The organism is Bacillus cereus group sp. Bc031, assembly GCF_027716265.1.
Classification (GTDB): Bacteria; Bacillota; Bacilli; order Bacillales; family Bacillaceae_G; genus Bacillus_A; species Bacillus_A paranthracis.
The window spans coordinates 13,809-32,799 of sequence record NZ_JAQFUL010000060.1 but is presented as its reverse complement, the minus strand read 5'-3'; the positions used below and the strand labels follow the sequence as shown (position 1 = coordinate 32,799).

Sequence of the window (18,991 nt, the reverse complement as noted above, 5' to 3'; positions counted from 1 at the left end):
CATCCAAGTATTAATTTACGGGTCTCTTATTAAGGGAATTTAAAGCTGAAATAACAGCTTAAATATAATATACGAGGGGAGAAATAATCATGAAACTAGTTGTTATTAACGGTACACCAAGAAAATTTGGTAGAACTCGCGTGGTGGCAAAATATATTGCGGATCAATTTGAAGGGGAATTATATGATTTAGCAATTGAGGAGTTACCTTTATACAATGGAGAAGAGTCACAACGTGATTTAGAGGCAGTGAAAAAATTAAAAACGTTAGTGAAAGCTGCGGATGGGGTTGTATTATGTACACCAGAATATCATAATGCGATGAGCGGTGCGCTGAAAAACTCTTTAGATTACTTAAGTAGTAATGAATTTATTCATAAACCAGTTGCGTTGTTAGCGGTTGCTGGTGGCGGTAAAGGTGGAATAAATGCATTAAACAGCATGCGAACGGTCGCTAGAGGTGTTTATGCAAATGCAATTCCAAAACAAGTTGTTCTTGATGGATTACATGTGCAAGATGGTGAACTTGGGGAAGATGCAAAACCATTAATTCATGATGTAGTTAAAGAATTGAAAGCATATATGAGCGTATATAAAGAGGTGAAAAAGCAACTAGGAGTTGAGTGATATGTCATCTCTTTATAAAGATTCACGCTTGTATTTCATTCTAGGGGCCAATAGTCTATCAGCTATTGGTTCCGGTATTGTAATGATAACGATTCCATGGTTGTTAATTAAAGAGAGTGGAGGAGAGACAACGTTTGGTTATGTTTCCATCATCTCAACACTGATTATGTTTTTGTTAACTCCGTTTATCGGGCAAAGTATTGATCGTTTTTCAAGAAAATCTTTATTATTATGTAATGAAGGTATTGGGATAGCCGTAATCGGAATAATGGTTATATGGGGATTTGCTGGGCAATCCTATCATTCTATTCATTATATTCTTATTTATATAGCGGGCTCTTTTTACTATCTATTATTTTATCCTACAATTTTTGCGTTCAACCAAGAAATTTTTCAAGCAGAACATTATAAAAGTTTAAGTGGAACGATGGAAATACAAGGACAGTTAACACAAGTTATTTCAGGAGCAGCCGCGAGCTTTCTAATTGAAGTTGTGTCTTTGAAGTGGATATTGTTAGTAGATATGTTAACTTTTGTAGGAGCATTTTTGCTGTTTTTATGTATACCGTATGTCAAGAAAAAAGAGATTAAAAAGAAAATAACATTTAAGAAGCAATTGTTCGAAGGAATTCACTTTATGAAAAAACGTCCTAAGCTCTTTTGGTTCTTACTTGCTACTTATATGCCGTTTATAGGTGTCATGATGGCAAATTATTTAATACCAGTTTATATTTCGGATATACTTAAAGCTAATGCCTCTGTATACGCGATAGAGGGAATGATGTACGGTGTTGGAGCTGTTGTTGCAGGAATCTGTATTCCACTCATAATGAAATATGTCAAAACAGAAGTTTCAATCGTTATGACGATGTGCATTTATGTAATTTCAATTACCGCAATGATTATTGAACCTTCCGTAATGTTGTTATATGGACTAGCGATTTTTCATGCGATTGGAAATGCGGGGACAAGAGTGGCGAGAAATGTATTGATGATGGAGGAAATCCCAAACGAAGTAATGGGACGTGTTGACAGCTTATTTCGATTAATTGGTACAGGAATAAGAATTGTATTATTAATGCTGTTTACAGCTGGTGTATCTAAAGCTGGGGTAATGCTCCCGTTTTACGTACTTAGCTGTATATTGATTCTATCATTAGGAATTGCTCTTTATTATGTATATTCACAACGTAAAGTAGGGACGAAAGTTTTTAATAAATCAATCGTTTAAAAAACACTTCTGCCTTCCAATCTTTTTTTATATAATAAAAAGAAAGGGAGTGCAAACATATTTATGAACAAATGGATATTACTTATAATCTTATTATTACCACCACTATACATTCTTTGTATGACCTTTCGAATGAAGAAAGTTGCTCGTGAAAAGCTGAGCCATCACTCTCCGTACGTTCTTATATTAGGTGCAAAGTTATTTGGAGATAGACCGTCTTTATCTCTTCAAAACCGTTTGGATGTAGCATTGGAATATTTAGTTTCTCATCCTGAAGCGAAAGTAATTGTTTCAGGTGGTCAAGGAGAAGATGAAGATATACCGGAAGCTCATAGTATGAGGAACTATTTAATGGTACATGGTATAGATGAGAGTCGTATTTTAATAGAAGATCAATCTACAAATACGTATGAGAATTTAAAGTTTAGTATAGATTTATATGATGTGAAACATGCGGTAGTTGTAAGCAATACGTATCATTTATATAGAACGAAAATAATTGCAAAGCGTTTAGGCATGAGGATGGAGGCACTAGCTGCTGAAACGCCAATGCGCTCTAAGAGAAAAATGTATGTGCGTGAATACGCCGCTATAATGAAAACCATATTGTTAGACCGTTAGAGCTCAAATGTGAGCTCTTTTTTTGTTGAATAATGCGTATCATTTGAAATGAATTCCATATTCCATCAAAATAAAGGAAACAACGATAAAGGAGTTGTATTTGTGATTCAGTTTAATCAAGTGTCAAAATCATATGAAGATGGCACAAAAGCAGTGGATTCATTGCATTTAGAAATTAAAAAGGGAGAATTTTTTGTTCTCATTGGTCCGAGTGGTTGCGGGAAAACAACGACAATGAAAATGATTAATCGTTTAATTGAAACGACAGAAGGCTCAATTTTAATCGATGGAAAAGATATTCAAGAATACAATATTAATGAATTACGATGGGATATAGGGTACGTGTTGCAGCAAATCGCTTTGTTCCCTCATATGACAATTGCTGAAAATGTTGCAGTTGTTCCTGAAATGAGAAAGTGGAGCAAAGAAAAAATAAAAGCTCGTGTCGATGAGTTGCTCCAGATGGTCGGGCTAGATCCAGACGTATATCGCGATCGCATGCCTGATGAATTATCAGGAGGACAAAAACAACGTGTAGGTGTCGTGCGGGCATTAGCCGCAAACCCGAAAATCGTTCTTATGGATGAACCATTTAGTGCGCTAGATCCATTAAGTAGAGAACAGCTTCAGAAGGATATCGTACAATTGCAAAAGAAGATTCAAAAAACAATTGTATTCGTAACACATGATATGCAAGAAGCATTATCACTTGGAGATCGCATTTGTGTTATGAAAGAAGGAAAAGTTGTTCAATTAGATACGCCAGAAGGAATTATACATAACCCGAAAAATGAATTTGTAGAAGAATTCATTGGAAATCGTGGAAGACCTTGGTATGAGGGGAAAAGTATTGAAGATGTATTGCCACATGATGAAAGTATGCGGATAGAAGGGGAGGCACTATCATTACATTCTTCTTTACAAGAAGCATTAGTTCGCCTGCGAGCTGATGAAGTCGTTCCAGTTGAAGAAAATGGTCGATATGTTGGAGCTTTAACAAGTCGTCATATTGTCAATTATATCGTTGAACAAATGAAGGAAAGAGGCTAAACAGTGACTGATTTTATACAGACGTTCCAAGAACGAAAAATAGAATTACTAACTGCATTAAGTGAGCATTTACAAATATCGCTTATTTCATTATTTTTTGCAGTAATTATTGCGGTACCGCTTGGCATTTTATTAACGAGAAAAGAGCGAATGGCTGAATTTATAATAGGAACTTCTGCAGTAATGCAGACAGTGCCATCACTTGCATTGCTCGGACTATTAATTCCGTTAGTAGGAATCGGAAAACTTCCAGCGATTATCGCATTAGTTGTGTATGCACTATTACCTATTTTACGCAATACATATACAGGAATACGGGAGTTAGATGAATCTTTAATTGAAGCAGCGAAAGCTATGGGGATGAATAGCTGGAGAAGACTGTGGAAGGTAGAGCTTCCTCTTGCGTTACCAATTATTATGGCCGGTATTCGTACGGCAATGGTATTAATTGTTGGAACGGCTACATTAGCAGCTCTTATAGGTGCTGGTGGGCTTGGTAAACTCATATTGCTTGGTATCGATCGGAATGATCATGCGCTTATCATTTTAGGGGCCGTACCAGCCGCGTTACTTGCTTTATTCTTTGATGTAGAACTTCGGGTGCTTGAGAGTCCAAAACGTTCGTCTAAGCGTGTTATATTGACGATATGTATTGTTTGTATAATGGTTGCTTCTCCATTTCTTTGGAATACCGAAAAGAAAGATATTGTTATTGCGGGCAAACTTGGATCAGAACCTGAAATTTTAATTCAAATGTATAAGCAGCTTATTGAACAAGATACCGATTTACATGTACAATTAAAACCAGGTCTTGGAAAAACATCATTTGTATTCGAAGCGTTGAAATCAGGGGAAGTAGATATATACCCTGAGTTTTCGGGAACAGCTTTATCTACATTCGTGAAAGAAGAGCCAAAAAGTACAAATCGGGATGAAGTATATGAGCAGGCTCGCGTTGGAATGGAAAAGAAATATAGTATGGTTATGTTGAAACCAATGGAGTATAACAATACATATGCACTAGCTATGCCGAAAAAAATAGCAGATCAAAAGAATATAAGTACAATTTCTGATTTAGGAAATATTGCACAGGATGCTAAAGTAGGGTTCACATTAGAATTTGCTGATCGTGAAGATGGTTATAAAGGAATGCAAAAATTATATAACTATAAGTTCTCGAATGTTAAAACGATGGAGCCGAAGCTGCGTTATAGCGCAATTGAATCTGGAGATGTTAACGTAATCGATGCATATTCAACAGATAGTGAATTGGAACAGTACGGACTTAAAGTGTTAAAAGATGATAAAGGGTTATTCCCACCATATCAAGGTGCACCGTTATTAAGAAAAGAGACATTACAAAAATATCCTGAACTTGAAAAAGTATTAAATAAATTATCTGGAAAAATTACAGATGAAGAAATGCGAAAAATGAATTATGAAGTAAATGTGAATGGTAAAAGTAGTGAAGAAGTCGCAAAACAATTTTTACAAAAAGAGAATTTACTTCGTTAAATTTACAAAAAATATACAAATTCATATGTATGAAATGACCGTTCATTATAAAATGAACGGTTTTTTTGTGCATACTTATACATTTTTTCAAAAAAGTATTCCATTTTTCTTCATTTTCTTTTAGAATAAGTAATGTTTTCCTGAAAAAATATAAGAGAAGCGTCTATTAGAGAAAAAGGTGACTTTAATAGTTGAACGAACATAACACCTAGAATGACAGATGGGGTGGTACAAATAGAAAAGAAGTTAGGATTTTTTCCATTAATTGCATTAGTAGTCGGAACAATGGTTGGTGGCGGTGTTTTTAGTTTACCGCATGATTTAGCAGTAGGAGCAAATAGCGGCTCTATCATAATTGGCTGGTGTATTACAGCGATGGGAATGATTCCACTCGCGCTCGTATATCAAACGTTAGCAAGAAAGAAACCAGAGCTTGAGGGCGGGATTTATAGTTATGCACGTGCTGGTTTCGGTGAATATATCGGATTTAACAGTGCTTGGGGATACTGGTTAGCAGGAATTTTAGGAAACGTTGCAACAATCATGTTACTGTTTAGTACATTAGGTTATTTCTTCCCCATTTTTAAAGGTGGAAATAGTGTTGCGTCTATCGTAGGAGCATCACTTTTATTATGGACACTTCATTTTCTAATTTTATTTGGCATTCGTGAAGCATCTATTATGAATGTGATTGCAACAATAGGGAAATTGGTACCAATCGTATTATTTATTGTTGTAATGGTAACAGCGTTTCGCTGGGATACATTTACACATGATTTTTGGGGAGAAGGAACTATTTCAGTTTCCTCTATACTTGGTCAAGTGAAGAATACAATGCTTGTAACTCTTTGGGTTTTCATCGGGGTTGAAGGAGCGGTAGTATTATCTGGAAGAGCGAAAAATAGTCGAGACGTCGGTAAAGCGACAGTATTAGGACTTATTTTAGTAATGTCTATTTATATTTTAATTTCTGTCTTGTCAATGGGAGCGATGACAAGAGGAGAACTTTCTGTTTTAGAAACGCCGTCAATGGGACATGTATTAGAACATGTTGTTGGGACGTGGGGCGCAGTAGCGATTAACATCGGGTTAGTTGCTTCACTTGTAGGTACATTAATAGGTTGGTTTTTACTTGTTTCTGAAATTTCCCATGTAGCAGGAAAAGATGGCGTGTTTCCGAAAGTCTTTACGAAAACAAATAAAAAACAAACACCGCATATGGCATTATGGATCTCAAATGGCGTTGCCCAAGTTATATTTATAATCGTTCTGTTTTCAGAGTCAACATATCAAATTATGTATTTCATAGCGTCAACATCAATTTTAGTACCATATTTATTATCAGCGTTATTCCAATTCAAATTAGTGATTACAAATGAACTAAAAGATGCAAAAGTGAAAAATGGTTCGCTAGCTTTAATTGCTTCACTTTACTCTATATGGCTTATTTATGCAGCTGGTTTGAAGAATTTATTGCTCGTTTCAATCGTATACGGAATTGGGATCATTGTTTATGTGTACGCAAGAAAAGAAAAAGGAAATCGTTGTTTTACTCGTATAGAGAGATATGTAATGTGGGCAATTGTCGTAGCAGCTGTTACATCTCTTTATATGTTATTGACTGGAAATATAAAAATGTAAAAGTCCTTTTCATTTAAAGGGCTTTTTTCTTTGTCTATAGAATATTTAATACATAAGATATTCAGGAGGGATGAAAATGGAAGGAAAAGAACAGTTGAACAGAATTGTTGATTTAGCGAGTGAAGTAAGGAAAGTGTTAGTGCAAGAATCTTTTTTTAATCATCATCCTGAACTGCGAGGAGTGATTGAAAATTTAGCGAGTGCGGTAGAGAATTTGGCGGAATTACAGCAACATAAAGATGAAAACGCTGAAGATCGTTTACGATATGTACTTGCTAAAATGAAAATTGCTCATAATGCCATCTTACAAGAGAAAAACGCATTTCCATCTCATTAATATACGATTTCATTTTGAACCTGGCGGATAACGTCAGGTTTTTTGTTTCTAGTTTTGCGTTTCTTTCATACACTAAGAATAGTATGAAAAAAGAAGGTGACGAAGGTGAAATTACATAAAGCTCTTCAGCCAAGTTTTATAAAACGAATGTACTATATGAGGTTTATTGGGAAGTTTACAAAAGCAGAGAGTGAGAAGAGTGGAGAGAATTTCTTTGTACAATGCCTATCGCCAATACCATTCACATTGCAAGAGCAATTGAAAAATGAACCATATGTATTTGAAGGTTTATGTAGCAATAAAAAGAATGAAAAAGTCTTTTCGGAATTAAAGAAAAGAAAACTAGAAAAGCAATTGATTATGTTTCGTCTCTATTATGAAAGAGGACATATATACGTGGAGTTAATTTGTACAGAAGAAGCGCGAGAAATAGCAAACGGTTATAAAATGATTCCAGTACCTAAAGTTTCCGATTATAAAAAGGGAGAGTCTTTAGAAAGAAAACTTAGTAACGGTTATTTGTCATTTCTAATGCCAAAATATCCGAAAGACTTTGAGCCCCCTGAGTTATTGTGGCATGAGGGAAGGTTATATGGAAATATATCTTTAAAGTCATCGTCAATTAGTTCAATCGCATATTTTGAACAGCAGCGGGAATGTAAGTATATAGAACTTAATGACTGGATGAAGTATGTAGAAATAGCGGTAGAAGATCAATTATATTTTGTAAGCAATCATGTGTATGAGCAATTAAAAAAACGAATAACTGAAGAAGGTAAGCTTGTAGAGGTAGAGGAAATAAAAGTGCAAAAGGATGAATGGGAATGGGATGAGCGTGAATCCGTCTTTTTACAGTATGTGAAAAGTTTTATACGTAATAAAGGGCTATATTTGGATGAAACAGATATTTATAACTTTCATATAAGTACAAAAACAAATATGTTGACGATTCTGGGGGGGATACCAGGTGCTGGAAAATCCCGTTTTGTGCAAGCTTATGCAGAAGCACTTGGATTACAATACGGGGAAGAATTGGTTTGGATCCCGATTTCACCATCATATCAAGAACCACATGATTTACTTGGTTACCTTCATCCAAATGGTACTTTTATTGAAAGTGAAACAAAATTAGTTAGGGCGTTAATGAAGGCAAAAGAAAATCAAAATCAGCTGTATATAATCGTTTTTGATGAAATGAATATGTCACATATTGAGCATTGGTTTACTCCATTTCTATCTGTTCTTCAACTTGAAAAACAAAATCGTATTTTAAATTTATATGAAGGTGTGCAAGAAAAAGAAAATTCAATTCCGCCAACAATTGAAATTGGAGAAAATATTATATTTGTTGGTACTGTGAATTTTGATGAAACAACGAAGGAGCTCTCAGATCGATTATTAGATCGGACGAATGTAATAACTTTACGAAAGATTCCGTTTTGTGAGATGTGTATGGAGCAAGAGAAAGTTGTATTACAACCACCTCTGAAAGTAACTGCAGGAGAATTTCGCATAAATTGGGTCAGGAATAAAACGATGATTGAGGTGTTTTCTGAAGAAGAGTTAGAGCTATTAGATAAGTTACATGGTGTATTGTCATCACACGATACGTCAAAGGGAATTTCTTTTCGATGTGCAAATGCAATTGCTACTTATTTGCAAAATATACCGTTCCAAAATAATCATTCTTATATGATTAGTAGAGAGGAAGGATTTGATTTACAAATAAAGCAACGTGTATTGACGAAAATAAGAGGGACTGAAATGATGGTTGGGTCTTTACTTTCAGAGGAAGTAAAAAGGGGGGCAACATTAGTACCTCTTTTGCAATCTCCACTTGCAAACAGAGTATCTACATTTGAACACTCTTTAGCATATATAAGAGAAAAGCGTAGAGAACTGGAGTTGTATGGTTATGCAAAATGATGGGCGATACGAAACAGAAATCGTTGATACGAAAGAAACGCTTCCTTTTGTATTAAAGTTAATTATTGGAACGGAGTCAAAAGGAGAATATATTTTATTAAATCGTCTTTGTACCTCTGCAACAGCATTAGTTCAATGTATTTATAAAGTGCAAGAATTAAAACCAATTAGATTGCAATACCATTATGAAAATCCAATGAATATTACTTTTATATGGAATAAAGTCTATGAGGGACAGAAAAATATAAAAGAGACAAAATATGAAATAAATGAAAAAAAACAAAAGGTATTAATATATGAACATGGAAAAACGGAATTCTTTTATCCATGGCGTTGTGGTTTATATCATTTTGAGGTGAATATAGAAAATCGAACGTATTATGGCGCTTTTCAAGTCGTTCCAAAAAATTTTTTTGATGATCAATTTGAAATGATTCAAAACTATGTGAAGTCAATTTTAAATGAGTTGATTTTAGATAGAGGTTATTATAAAAAGACTTTCTCTGCACTTAGCGATATTGAAGATTCTTCTTATCTAGTGTTACTTAGAAAGTTGCCGCAAAAAATGAAAAAGATAAAGCGAATTTTTAAGAAAATAGAATCGAGTTCAAAATTTATACATGAATATAAATGGGAAGAAAAGGAGCGGAAAGTAACGAGGAAAGGAGCGGTAGTGGCGGAAAGAAAACCGTACGCAAAATATTATAATCGTAAGTTTATCGAACAAAAAAATAGTATAGAAAATGCATTTCTTAAATTTAAAGCGATGCAATTTTATCTTTATTTACTTGAAGCAGAAAGTTTTTTGCGTCAAACAATTGAAATATTAGAAAGAGAAAAAAAGAAGAAATCAGAAGAATTTCAAGCTGTAAAAACGATTATACAAACAATTGAGCGTAATGGATCAGTGACCGATAGAGAGAAACAAAAATATAAAAATATACATTTACTAAAAGAGGCGGATTTACGAAAAAGTTCTATGAAGATACAAGAATATAAAATTTTAGCGCATTTCGTACATGATAGTGTACAATACTTTCAAACTTTAATGCATTCTCCATTTTGGAGAGAAGTTTCTGAAACGGGTAGAATGAACGCACATAATTTACCGATACCACATCAACAATTACTACAGCATTTAGATTTACTCCCACAATATACAGATCAATCTCCATCTTTATTATTTGTTTATAAACCAACTTTTTTAGTGTATGAATATTACGCTTTTTTTATCGTTATTTCCATGTTAGAGCAAATTGGTTTTGAAGCTAGAAATTCCATTCGTGAACAAATACAAGAACATTTTTATGTAGATGGATTACAAGATGGAACGACAGTAGTTTTACATCGAGATGATATGAAAGTCCATGTCGCATTTAATGATTTAATTGAAACACATCCTCTTATTGCATTAAGTAAAGGGAGTAATTTTTATAATGGAGAAGATACGAAGAAGCCAGATATTCGCTTAGACTGTTATGTAAAGGGGGAAGAGAAATACGTCTATCAATCTTCTATTATTATTGAAGTGAAGTATAGCCCAATGTACAATATTTTTCAGCACGTTGGGAATACGAAAGCAACTGAGCAAATGTATAAGTACTGGTCTATAAAATTTGTAGAAGAACAGGATGGAAAGCGAGTCTATCATCGAAGGGCCATTTATGAAGTCATTTGTGTATATCCAGGAAGTCATATGCATAGTAAAAAAATTGAGTCTGGTTGTGGTATTTTCTTACAATTATATCCATATAAAACAAAGCAAGGGGAAGAGAAATTAGCTGGAAAACATGGAATGGTACAAATTTTTGAGAAGTGGTTAAAAAGCATGAAGAAGTAAAAGAAATCCTTTTTTATAAAGGATTTCTTTAGATTAAGAAGAATTATATGCAGTAGGGGAGACGGCTTCATACGATATGAATTTGCAAGTAATATAAATATATTGTGAGAAGGATGGTACATGAGGGATAAGAGATGATTATGATGGAATTTAATTCGTTTTGCAGAATATAATAAGTCATAAATATTTTTAGTTGCATACGAAGATTTGTTCTTATATGATAGATAGTGAAAGCGTTATCAAAAAACAGAGCGGCGATGGGAAAGGCGGGGAAATATGTTCCAGCGTGTTCAAACAAAGGAAGAACATTTTTGGTTCGAGCAACTATGGGGAGATTTTTGTGAAGAAAGAAACTTAATGTTCGTAGAACGTAATTTAAATCCATCACGATTTTTATTAATAGAAGATGAACATCATATCGGTACAGTAGAATGTATGAAGTATACGGTACCAGAACAATCAAATTCTGAGTTTTTCTATCCGTTTTCTAAAAATGATTTAGTGAAAGATTTGCAAAATGTATATGAAATAGGCAAGTTAAGTATTGCGAAAACGTCTCGTGGGAGAGGACACTTCAAAAGACTAACAGCTATTTTATTTATGCATGCATTAGAAACAAAAGCAGAATGGTATATCGCAGCGGTTACAAAAAGAATGTATATGTATTTATTAACACTCGGTTTCCCAATTGAACCGATAGATAAGCCATTTCAATTTCATGATACTTTACAAGGTGTACCAGTACGAATTCATGCCCGAAAAGGGGCTACGCATTTGTATTCTTTAAAAGAATTTCGAGATGTAATTCAAGGAAATGCCCATGCACAGGCATTAATCGCAGAATACAGTAAGAATATTATGTTAACCAAATAAAACGAAATGAATATGTATAATAAAGAGAATGCGATTTTAAAATGAAATTATTCTTCATGAAAAAGACCCTTATTATTTTAATAAGGGTCTAAAAATTATAATCCAAATATACTAAAAATCATTTTACGGCGCTTAGGTTTCTTTTCACGTTCATATATTGGCTTTGTATCGGGAGTAATATAGATTGGTTCTTCTTTCTTGAGGGTAGCTTCTAGTTTTTGAATTCGCTCTAACATTTCCTCCATTTCACGGCGATGTTGTAAAAGTTGGTACGTAACAACATCATTTGCCTTATCTTGCATTTGTTCTTCCATTCGATCTAGTCTTCTCGTAATTGTGTTTAATTGAGCGGTTAATTGCTCAAAATCATGTGATGATATGTTTTGAACAATTGTATTTACTTGAGTTTTCAATTCTTCAACATCATTTGATGATGTTTTTTGAGTAGGGTGAGTGTTTTGGGACTTCTCTATTTGTGAAAGATGGTATTCTAACATTTGGTCTAAATCATCTTGTGTAAAAATAAAGTGACCATATTTATTTTTTTCTATAGTAAGATTTAATTGTTGTGCAATCCGGACAACAGCCTTTGGGCTAACACCTAATTTTTTTGCGATAAATGGTGTTTTATATTCCAAAATAATCCCTCCTATATATATCCTGTTGAATGATTTCGATCTATGAAGTAAGTTCCCTTCCAGTGTGACAAAAGAAGTGTGGAATCGGCAAAGAAAGTGTTTTTTCACGAAATGAAGCTAGGAAGAATATATCGTGAATATAAAAGTTTTTATCTTGAAATTTAGAATCATTTGACTGAGGGAAATGAATTAGATTATCATAATGATAAATATCTTTTTTATGTATGCATATAATATATAAAAAGGTGGTTGCTAATGTAGAATTTTGTTAGAGTATTAGAATGCTTACTTCACTTGAATAAAATTAAGTAGGAGGTGGCTTCCTTGCTTACAATGTAAGTAAGGAAAAGTATTTGGACATATATAGTATAAGTATAGTGATTGTTTTAATTGCCTTAACGGCATTTTTCGTTGCAGCAGAATTTGCAATTGTTAAAGTGCGAAGTTCAAGAATTGACTATTTAATTGCAGAAGGAAATAATCGCGCAACATCTGTCAAAACAGTCATTACAAACTTAGACGAATATTTATCTGCTTGTCAGCTAGGAATAACAGTTACAGCACTGGGAATTGGGTGGTTCGGTAAACCTGCGTTAAAGCAAATGTTTGACACATTTTTTGTGAATTTGAACATTTCTACTCAACTAGCAGATATTTTTGCTGTAATTTTAGTGTTTTTGTTTATTACATTTTTGCATGTTGTAATAGGGGAATTGGCTCCAAAAACATTTGCGATTCAAAAAGCTGAACAGGTGAGTTTATTTGTTGCTAAACCGTTAACTTTCTTTTATCGTATGGCGTTTCCATTTATTTGGCTATTAAATGGATCAGCCCGAATAATTACGAAGTTGCTAGGGCTGAAACCACCGAAAGGGCACGATGAAGTTCATTCAGAAGAAGAATTACGGTTATTAGTTTCAGAAAGTTACAAAAATGGAGAGATTAATCAGTCTGAATATAAATATGTAAATAAAATCTTTGAATTTGATGATCGTATAGCAAAAGAGATAATGGTACCCCGAACTGAGATGCATATTATAAGTAAAGAAATGCCTGCTGAAGAAGCGTTGCAAAAAATGTCTCGGGAAAAATATACGAGATATCCAGTTGTTGATGGCGACAAAGATCACGTAATAGGCTTTGTGAATTTTAAAGATATTTTCACAGATTTTGTGCAGCATAATGCGGTTAGTAATAAGAAAGTAGAGCAATATATTAGGCCGATTATTTTAGTTATCGACTCTATCCCAATACACGACTTATTTTTAAAAATGCAAAAAGAAAGAACACATATTGCTATATTGATAGATGAATATGGTGGTACGTCTGGACTTGTTACTGTTGAAGACATTTTAGAAGAAATAGTTGGAGATATTCAAGATGAGTTTGATACAGATGAACAGCCAGAAATTCAACAAGTTAGTGAAACGAAAACAATACTAGAGGGAAAAGTACTTGTTAGTGAAGTAAATACGTTATTAGGTTTAACGATTGATGATAATGGTGTTGACACAATAGGTGGATGGATTTTAACGAAGAATATAGAAATTGCCGAAGAGGATTTCATTGAAATCGAAAATTATAAGTTTTGCGTAAAAGAATTAGATGGACACTATATAAAGAGACTAGAAGTTACAAAAACTGTAGAATCAATTGTTATTTTAGAAGATGAAAAACAAATTTCATTACAAGAACAAATTAGTTCGTAGACTCTGCTAGATGGCAGAGTTTTTTTTGAGCATAATGTTTTTGGCAGAATAAGGGCTATGTTACAATGAAATAAGTCAGACCTTTCACTAGGTGAAGTATTGTTGTATACATATATTTGAAAGGGGAAGAATTATGAAAAAGCATTTATATATAAATGGAGATTGGAAGTCTGTAAACACGTATAAACCATTATACGCACCATACTCTGAAGAAACATTAGCGGAAATTGCGCAAGGAACGGAAGAAGATGTAAAAGAGGCTGTTACTGCCGCAAAAAATGCAATGAAAGAAATGAATACATTATCTGCATATGATCGAGCGACTATTTTAGAGAAAGTCGCACAAAAAATGGATGAAAGAAGAGAAGAATTTGCAGAAATTATTGCAAAAGAGGCTGCAAAACCAATACGTGCTGCAAGGGGGGAAGTAGATCGTACCGTTCAGACATACAAATTTGCAGCTGAAGAAGCGAAGCGTATATACGGTGAGACACTGCCACTTGATGCGGCACCTGGTGCAGATGGGCGTATTGCATACACAATACGAAAACCGATTGGGGTTATAGGAGCTATTACACCATTTAATTTTCCATTAAATTTAGTGGCACATAAAGTGGGCCCCGCAATTGCTGCTGGAAATACAGTTGTATTAAAACCAGCTGATCAAACGCCTCTATCATCTTATGCATTAGTTGAACTATTTGAAGAAGCAGGATTGCCAAAAGGGGCTTTAAATATTGTTTCTGGTCCTGGTTCAACTGTAGGCGAAGCAATAGTTACAAATGATGATGTTGCTTCCATTACTTTTACGGGAAGTCCGAAAGTTGGACTTGGAATTAAGGCAAAGGCTGGGTTAAAGCGAGTTACGTTAGAACTAGGATCGAATGCCGCTGTTATTATTGATGAAGATGTTGAATTAACAGATGAATTAATTGAACGAGTAAAGTGGGGAGCATTTGTTAATAATGGACAAGTTTGTATTTCGGTACAACGCGTTTTTGTACATGAAGAGAGACTGGATGAATTTTTATCTAAGTTACAGAAAGCGATGGAAACAGTTGTTGTTGGTGATCCGTTGCTTGAGGAAACGGATGTATCAGCTTTAATTTCGAAAAAAGATGTCGAGCGTATCGATAACTGGATGCAAGAAGCAGTTAAAGAAGGAGCGAACGTTTTGTATGGTGGTAACAAACGTGATGAAAGGATTTTTGAACCAACTGTATTAACGAATGTTCCAGAGCATGTATCTGTACAGTGCCAAGAAGTGTTCGGTCCACTTATGACAGTAAATACATTTAAAGAATTTGATGAGGCTATAGAGCAAGTAAATCATTCACGTTACGGTCTACAGGCAGGTGTATTTACAAATAATTTGTTTAAAGCTATGCGTGCAATTGATGAGCTTGAAGTTGGTGGTGTCATGATAAATGATATTCCAACGTTCAGAGTAGACCATATGCCTTACGGGGGTGTGAAAGAAAGTGGTACGGGGCGTGAAGGAATTAAATATGCAATCGAAGAAATGACAGAAATGAAATTAGTGTGTATTAAAAAATAAAGGAACTAGAACTTAAACATCGAAAAAAACGAGTAGGAAATGTTTACGATTCCATACTCGTTTTTTTTTGTTTATTTGACGTTTCTTAGAATGATTTCATTTAATCAAGTGTACCTTTTACTTCATTTCTTGTTTGAAAATAGCATCTTCTACATAAATTTGTTCTTTGTCGACAGCAGTGCTATGAGATAATACTAAACCGATTGGTGTTTCTGTACCTTTATTTTGAACAATTGTAAAAGGAACATTTTTTTCGTTCGCTAATTTAATGTATTTTGATAAATGTGGGTAAGCAATGCCACCATTTAGGAATATTTGTAATGATTGAGAAGAGCGCATGCTACTAGCTACTTCAGAATATACATTACTTTGCATTACTTGACCGATAGTTAAAGCGATTTCTACACGCTCACGTAATGTAGTTAAATACATATTACGTTCTTCTGGTTTGTTTTGCTTTTGGCCGTAAATGCCTTCTTGGAGATAATCTTCCACATTTTTATTTACCATATTTTTCACACCTTTCCTTTTCTATTGTACGAAAGAATGAAGCAGGATGCAAAAAAAGTCGCATCGAATATAAAAAATTTGAATGAAAGGAAGGAAAATGGAATGTAACAATCTAAACAATTAATAAAGTTATAAAAATTTTATCAACACATATTAACAAAATGTGACAATAATCTATTAACGAATCATGTTTTTTGTGTTAATATTCAAAATATAAAGGGTGTTCGTCGCATGGAAATGGAGGAATGGAGGTTTTTCCAATCGATAAGGATATTAAAGAAGTATTTTGTTCGCACTTGAAAAACAACAGGCACCAATTCGTTGAGAACTGGAAAAACAAAATGATAATTTCCGATAAAGATCCATTTAGACTAGAAGCAGTTCAAAATGGAGAGGATTTATTAGAGTTTATTATTGAACTTACTATGGAAGAAAAAGATATAAATTATCTTCAGCCATTATGCGAGAAATTTGCTATTGAACGTGCAGGAGCAGATGCGAATATAGGTGATTTTGTTTATAATGCAAATGTAGGAAGAAATGAGCTTTTCGAAGCGATGTGTGAATTAGATGTTAGTGCACGTGAATTGAAACCAATTATGGCCCAAATACATACTTGTTTTGACAAATTAATTTATTACACTGTTTTAAAATACTCGGAAATTATATCAAGAAATTTAGAGGAAAAACAGCAATATATTAACGAAACACATAAAGAAAGGCTGACAATTTTAGGGCAAATGTCAGCTAGTTTTGTACATGAATTTCGTAATCCGCTTACTTCCATTATGGGGTTTGTCAAATTATTAAAGGCAGACCATCCTAGTTTATCGTATTTAGATATTATTTCTCAGGAATTAGACCAATTAAATTTTCGCATTTCGCAATTTTTACTCGTATCGAAAAAAGAAATGTGGACTGAATCTGAACGGTTTTGGCTAAATGATTTGTTTCAAGACATTATACAGTTCTTATATCCAAGTTTGGTCAATGCAAATGTTTCTATTGAAAAGAATTTGCCATACCCAATTCCGCTTACTGGTTATCGGAGTGAAGTGAGACAAGTATTTTTAAATATATTAATGAACTCAATTGACGCTCTTGAATCAATGAAAGAAGAACGAAAAATTATCATTGATGTATTTGAAGAAGATCAATCGATTCGGATTGTAATAAAAAATAACGGGCCAATGATTCCAGCTGAAAATGTAGAAACGATTTTTGAACCATTTGTAACTACTAAAAAGTTAGGAACTGGTATTGGGTTATTTGTATGTAAACAAATTGTAGAAAAGCATAATGGGTCCATCATGTGTCGTTCAGATAATGATTGGACAGAATTTCAAATTGCATTTCAAAAATAAACAGTCTACACCAAATGAATGGTGTAGACTGTTTTAATTCGTAAGTATAACGGCTTCTAATTTAGGATCTTTCGTTGAATAACCTAAAATTGAAATTGTATAAATAATGTTCGGTTCGACTTTGAAATCCGGTATAGTTAGTAAGACACTTTGATGATCTGCGAGTGAAACTTCTATATCCGCTGTACCAGGGCTAACTTCTAAAAAATCTGTTATTTGTTTAAAGAGTACATTTTCAAATAAATGATCGCCAGCTTTTAAACTTACATTTACAACAGGGGTATCAGGAGAAAAGTGTGCAAAGCGTATTTTTGCCTGGCCTGCTGGTAAATGAGTATTATCAAGCATAGGTTGTAATTGTAGATGATTATCACTATTTATTGCGGCAAAAGTATAAGTGTGATTTCCCATTATTGGTACTAAAGCTGAAAAGATGGGCGTTTCATTTCCAACAGGAACGATATCTATTCGGTACTTACCTTGTACTAATGTTAAATAAGGACTAAATTGTTTAAATGAAATATTTTTAATTACCTTTTGCCCGTTTACTAAAATGTCAACGGCAGGTGTATTTGAAGCAGAGTGAAAAAATCTTATGTGCGATGGTAAAGCAGCTTCTTGTGAATTTCTTTTTTCGTATGCCTGTACAAGATTCGTAAGCGCATCATAATATTTCATATATAGTTCTACATATTTTTTTGGATTATGAAATTGATAGTAACGAGCGAGCTGTTCGTAACGTGCAGCTTCTTGTCCATATTTTTCGATTTCAGGTTGAGACATAAACATTCCTCCTTTGTCATCATTAAAACTATATGCTTAGCAAGAATGAGGTTATGCGAAAAAATTGTTTTTTAAAGGAGAAAGGTTGAAAATTAATAATAAGTATTTTTTAAGGATAAGATAAGTTTAGGTGAACGAGAGTTATAATTTTCTAGAGGATACAAAAATATATTATCCATATTGGCAGAGGAAGTGTGTATTTCGAAATGAAAAATTTGAGAGCATAACACGTGACATGTCGAAACCATGTCCTGAAACCCTTAGGAAACTAGGGATTTTTTTAATTATGGGCAAATACACATACAAAGTAATAATTGTCCTACATAAATTATAAAGGAAAGGTAGTTTGAAATTAAGGAAAGGAATGAAACCTTGGGATGGGGATATCCCGCAAGGAATTGTAAATGGAGTTATGGACGGTTTTGTGCTTTATACTGTAGGATGAATTGTGATTTTGTAATACTATTGTTTCTATTTATGTTAGCAAGTGACGGTATTAACTGATAAAAGAGCGTCGTGCCGAACTGATTAATGTGGTTAATCGGTTCTTTTTTTATTGTATAAAACGGATGGAGTTGTATGTGAAATATTGATTTCTTTAAAATAATTGCTATGCATTTAGTAGGATTAATTGTCGAGATTTGTTTAAAAATATGCAATATAAAGTAGGAGAACAGGAAGGAGTTTAAAGGGAGTTTCGTCGAAGTTTACACAATGTCGGCATTTGAGGGAAGCTGACATTATGTTAGAAAAACATTTAGTGAAGCGT

The 18,991-nt window shown here is 33.8% G+C and carries 16 protein-coding genes; 13 read left to right on the top strand and 3 right to left on the bottom strand.

What is annotated here, in order from left to right:
* Positions 1-89 precede the first annotated feature (89 nt).
* The 10 genes from PDQ33_RS20495 to PDQ33_RS20450 all read left to right on the top strand — a co-directional run bounded on the left by PDQ33_RS20495 (position 90) and on the right by PDQ33_RS20450 (position 11,660).
* Positions 90-626, top strand: coding sequence for an NADPH-dependent FMN reductase (locus PDQ33_RS20495; RefSeq protein ID WP_000780354.1), 537 nt, complete (start codon positions 90-92; stop codon positions 624-626).
* Between the two features lies 1 nt (position 627).
* Positions 628-1,857, top strand: a complete 1,230-nt coding sequence (locus PDQ33_RS20490) for an MFS transporter (protein WP_000097178.1) — start codon at positions 628-630, stop codon at positions 1,855-1,857.
* 63 nt (positions 1,858-1,920) lie between these two features.
* Positions 1,921-2,478: a YdcF family protein gene (locus PDQ33_RS20485; RefSeq protein WP_001045788.1), complete on the top strand. Its 558-nt coding sequence runs from the start codon at positions 1,921-1,923 to the stop codon at positions 2,476-2,478.
* A 102-nt stretch (positions 2,479-2,580) separates the two neighbouring features.
* On the top strand, positions 2,581-3,528 hold the full coding sequence (locus PDQ33_RS20480) for an ABC transporter ATP-binding protein (RefSeq protein WP_000614093.1): 948 nt from the start codon (positions 2,581-2,583) through the stop codon (positions 3,526-3,528).
* A gap of 3 nt (positions 3,529-3,531) precedes the next feature.
* Complete coding sequence (locus PDQ33_RS20475) at positions 3,532-5,043, top strand: ABC transporter permease/substrate-binding protein (RefSeq protein ID WP_270756504.1); 1,512 nt, start codon at positions 3,532-3,534, stop codon at positions 5,041-5,043.
* A 213-nt stretch (positions 5,044-5,256) separates the two neighbouring features.
* A complete protein-coding gene (gene arcD / locus PDQ33_RS20470; RefSeq protein WP_000129462.1) occupies positions 5,257-6,684 on the top strand; it encodes an arginine-ornithine antiporter in 1,428 nt (475 codons plus the stop codon).
* Positions 6,685-6,760: 76 nt separating this feature from the next.
* On the top strand, positions 6,761-7,021 hold the full coding sequence (locus PDQ33_RS20465; protein ID WP_000398576.1) for a hypothetical protein: 261 nt from the start codon (positions 6,761-6,763) through the stop codon (positions 7,019-7,021).
* A gap of 105 nt (positions 7,022-7,126) precedes the next feature.
* Positions 7,127-8,947 carry an AAA family ATPase gene (locus tag PDQ33_RS20460; RefSeq protein ID WP_000766181.1) on the top strand — a complete coding sequence of 607 codons (1,821 nt, stop codon included), beginning with the start codon at positions 7,127-7,129 and terminating at the stop codon, positions 8,945-8,947.
* Positions 8,937-10,787 (top strand): hypothetical protein, encoded by a 1,851-nt coding sequence (locus PDQ33_RS20455; protein ID WP_061130881.1) that lies wholly within the window; start codon positions 8,937-8,939, stop codon positions 10,785-10,787. The genes PDQ33_RS20460 and PDQ33_RS20455 overlap by 11 nt, the downstream gene beginning before the upstream one ends.
* 276 nt (positions 10,788-11,063) lie before the next feature.
* Positions 11,064-11,660, top strand: a complete 597-nt coding sequence (locus tag PDQ33_RS20450; protein ID WP_000487805.1) for a hypothetical protein — start codon at positions 11,064-11,066, stop codon at positions 11,658-11,660.
* Between the two features lie 95 nt (positions 11,661-11,755).
* Here the strand turns inward: PDQ33_RS20450 and racA are convergent, their stop codons facing one another.
* A complete protein-coding gene (gene racA / locus PDQ33_RS20445) occupies positions 11,756-12,298 on the bottom strand; it encodes a chromosome-anchoring protein RacA (RefSeq protein ID WP_000456007.1) in 543 nt (180 codons plus the stop codon).
* A 353-nt stretch (positions 12,299-12,651) separates the two neighbouring features.
* On the opposite strand from racA, the gene PDQ33_RS20440 reads away from it, so the two are divergent.
* Together PDQ33_RS20440 and PDQ33_RS20435 are read left to right on the top strand one after the other, a co-directional pair.
* On the top strand, positions 12,652-14,007 hold the full coding sequence (locus PDQ33_RS20440; RefSeq protein ID WP_002163665.1) for a hemolysin family protein: 1,356 nt from the start codon (positions 12,652-12,654) through the stop codon (positions 14,005-14,007).
* A 133-nt stretch (positions 14,008-14,140) separates the two neighbouring features.
* Positions 14,141-15,565, top strand: a complete 1,425-nt coding sequence (locus PDQ33_RS20435) for an aldehyde dehydrogenase family protein (RefSeq protein WP_270756503.1) — start codon at positions 14,141-14,143, stop codon at positions 15,563-15,565.
* A 117-nt stretch (positions 15,566-15,682) separates the two neighbouring features.
* On the opposite strand, the gene PDQ33_RS20430 is transcribed toward PDQ33_RS20435, so the two are convergent.
* The gene (locus tag PDQ33_RS20430; protein ID WP_000247572.1) at positions 15,683-16,075 is read right to left on the bottom strand and encodes a YueI family protein; all 393 of its coding nucleotides are present in this window, start codon (positions 16,073-16,075) and stop codon (positions 15,683-15,685) included.
* A 245-nt stretch (positions 16,076-16,320) separates the two neighbouring features.
* Here PDQ33_RS20430 and PDQ33_RS20425 point away from each other — a divergent pair, with 245 nt between their 5' ends.
* The gene (locus tag PDQ33_RS20425; RefSeq protein WP_270756502.1) at positions 16,321-17,439 is read left to right on the top strand and encodes a BA2291 family sporulation histidine kinase; all 1,119 of its coding nucleotides are present in this window, start codon (positions 16,321-16,323) and stop codon (positions 17,437-17,439) included.
* Between the two features lie 33 nt (positions 17,440-17,472).
* On the opposite strand, the gene PDQ33_RS20420 is transcribed toward PDQ33_RS20425, so the two are convergent.
* Positions 17,473-18,222, bottom strand: a complete 750-nt coding sequence (locus tag PDQ33_RS20420; protein ID WP_000081832.1) for a DUF4397 domain-containing protein — start codon at positions 18,220-18,222, stop codon at positions 17,473-17,475.
* Positions 18,223-18,991 lie beyond the last annotated feature (769 nt).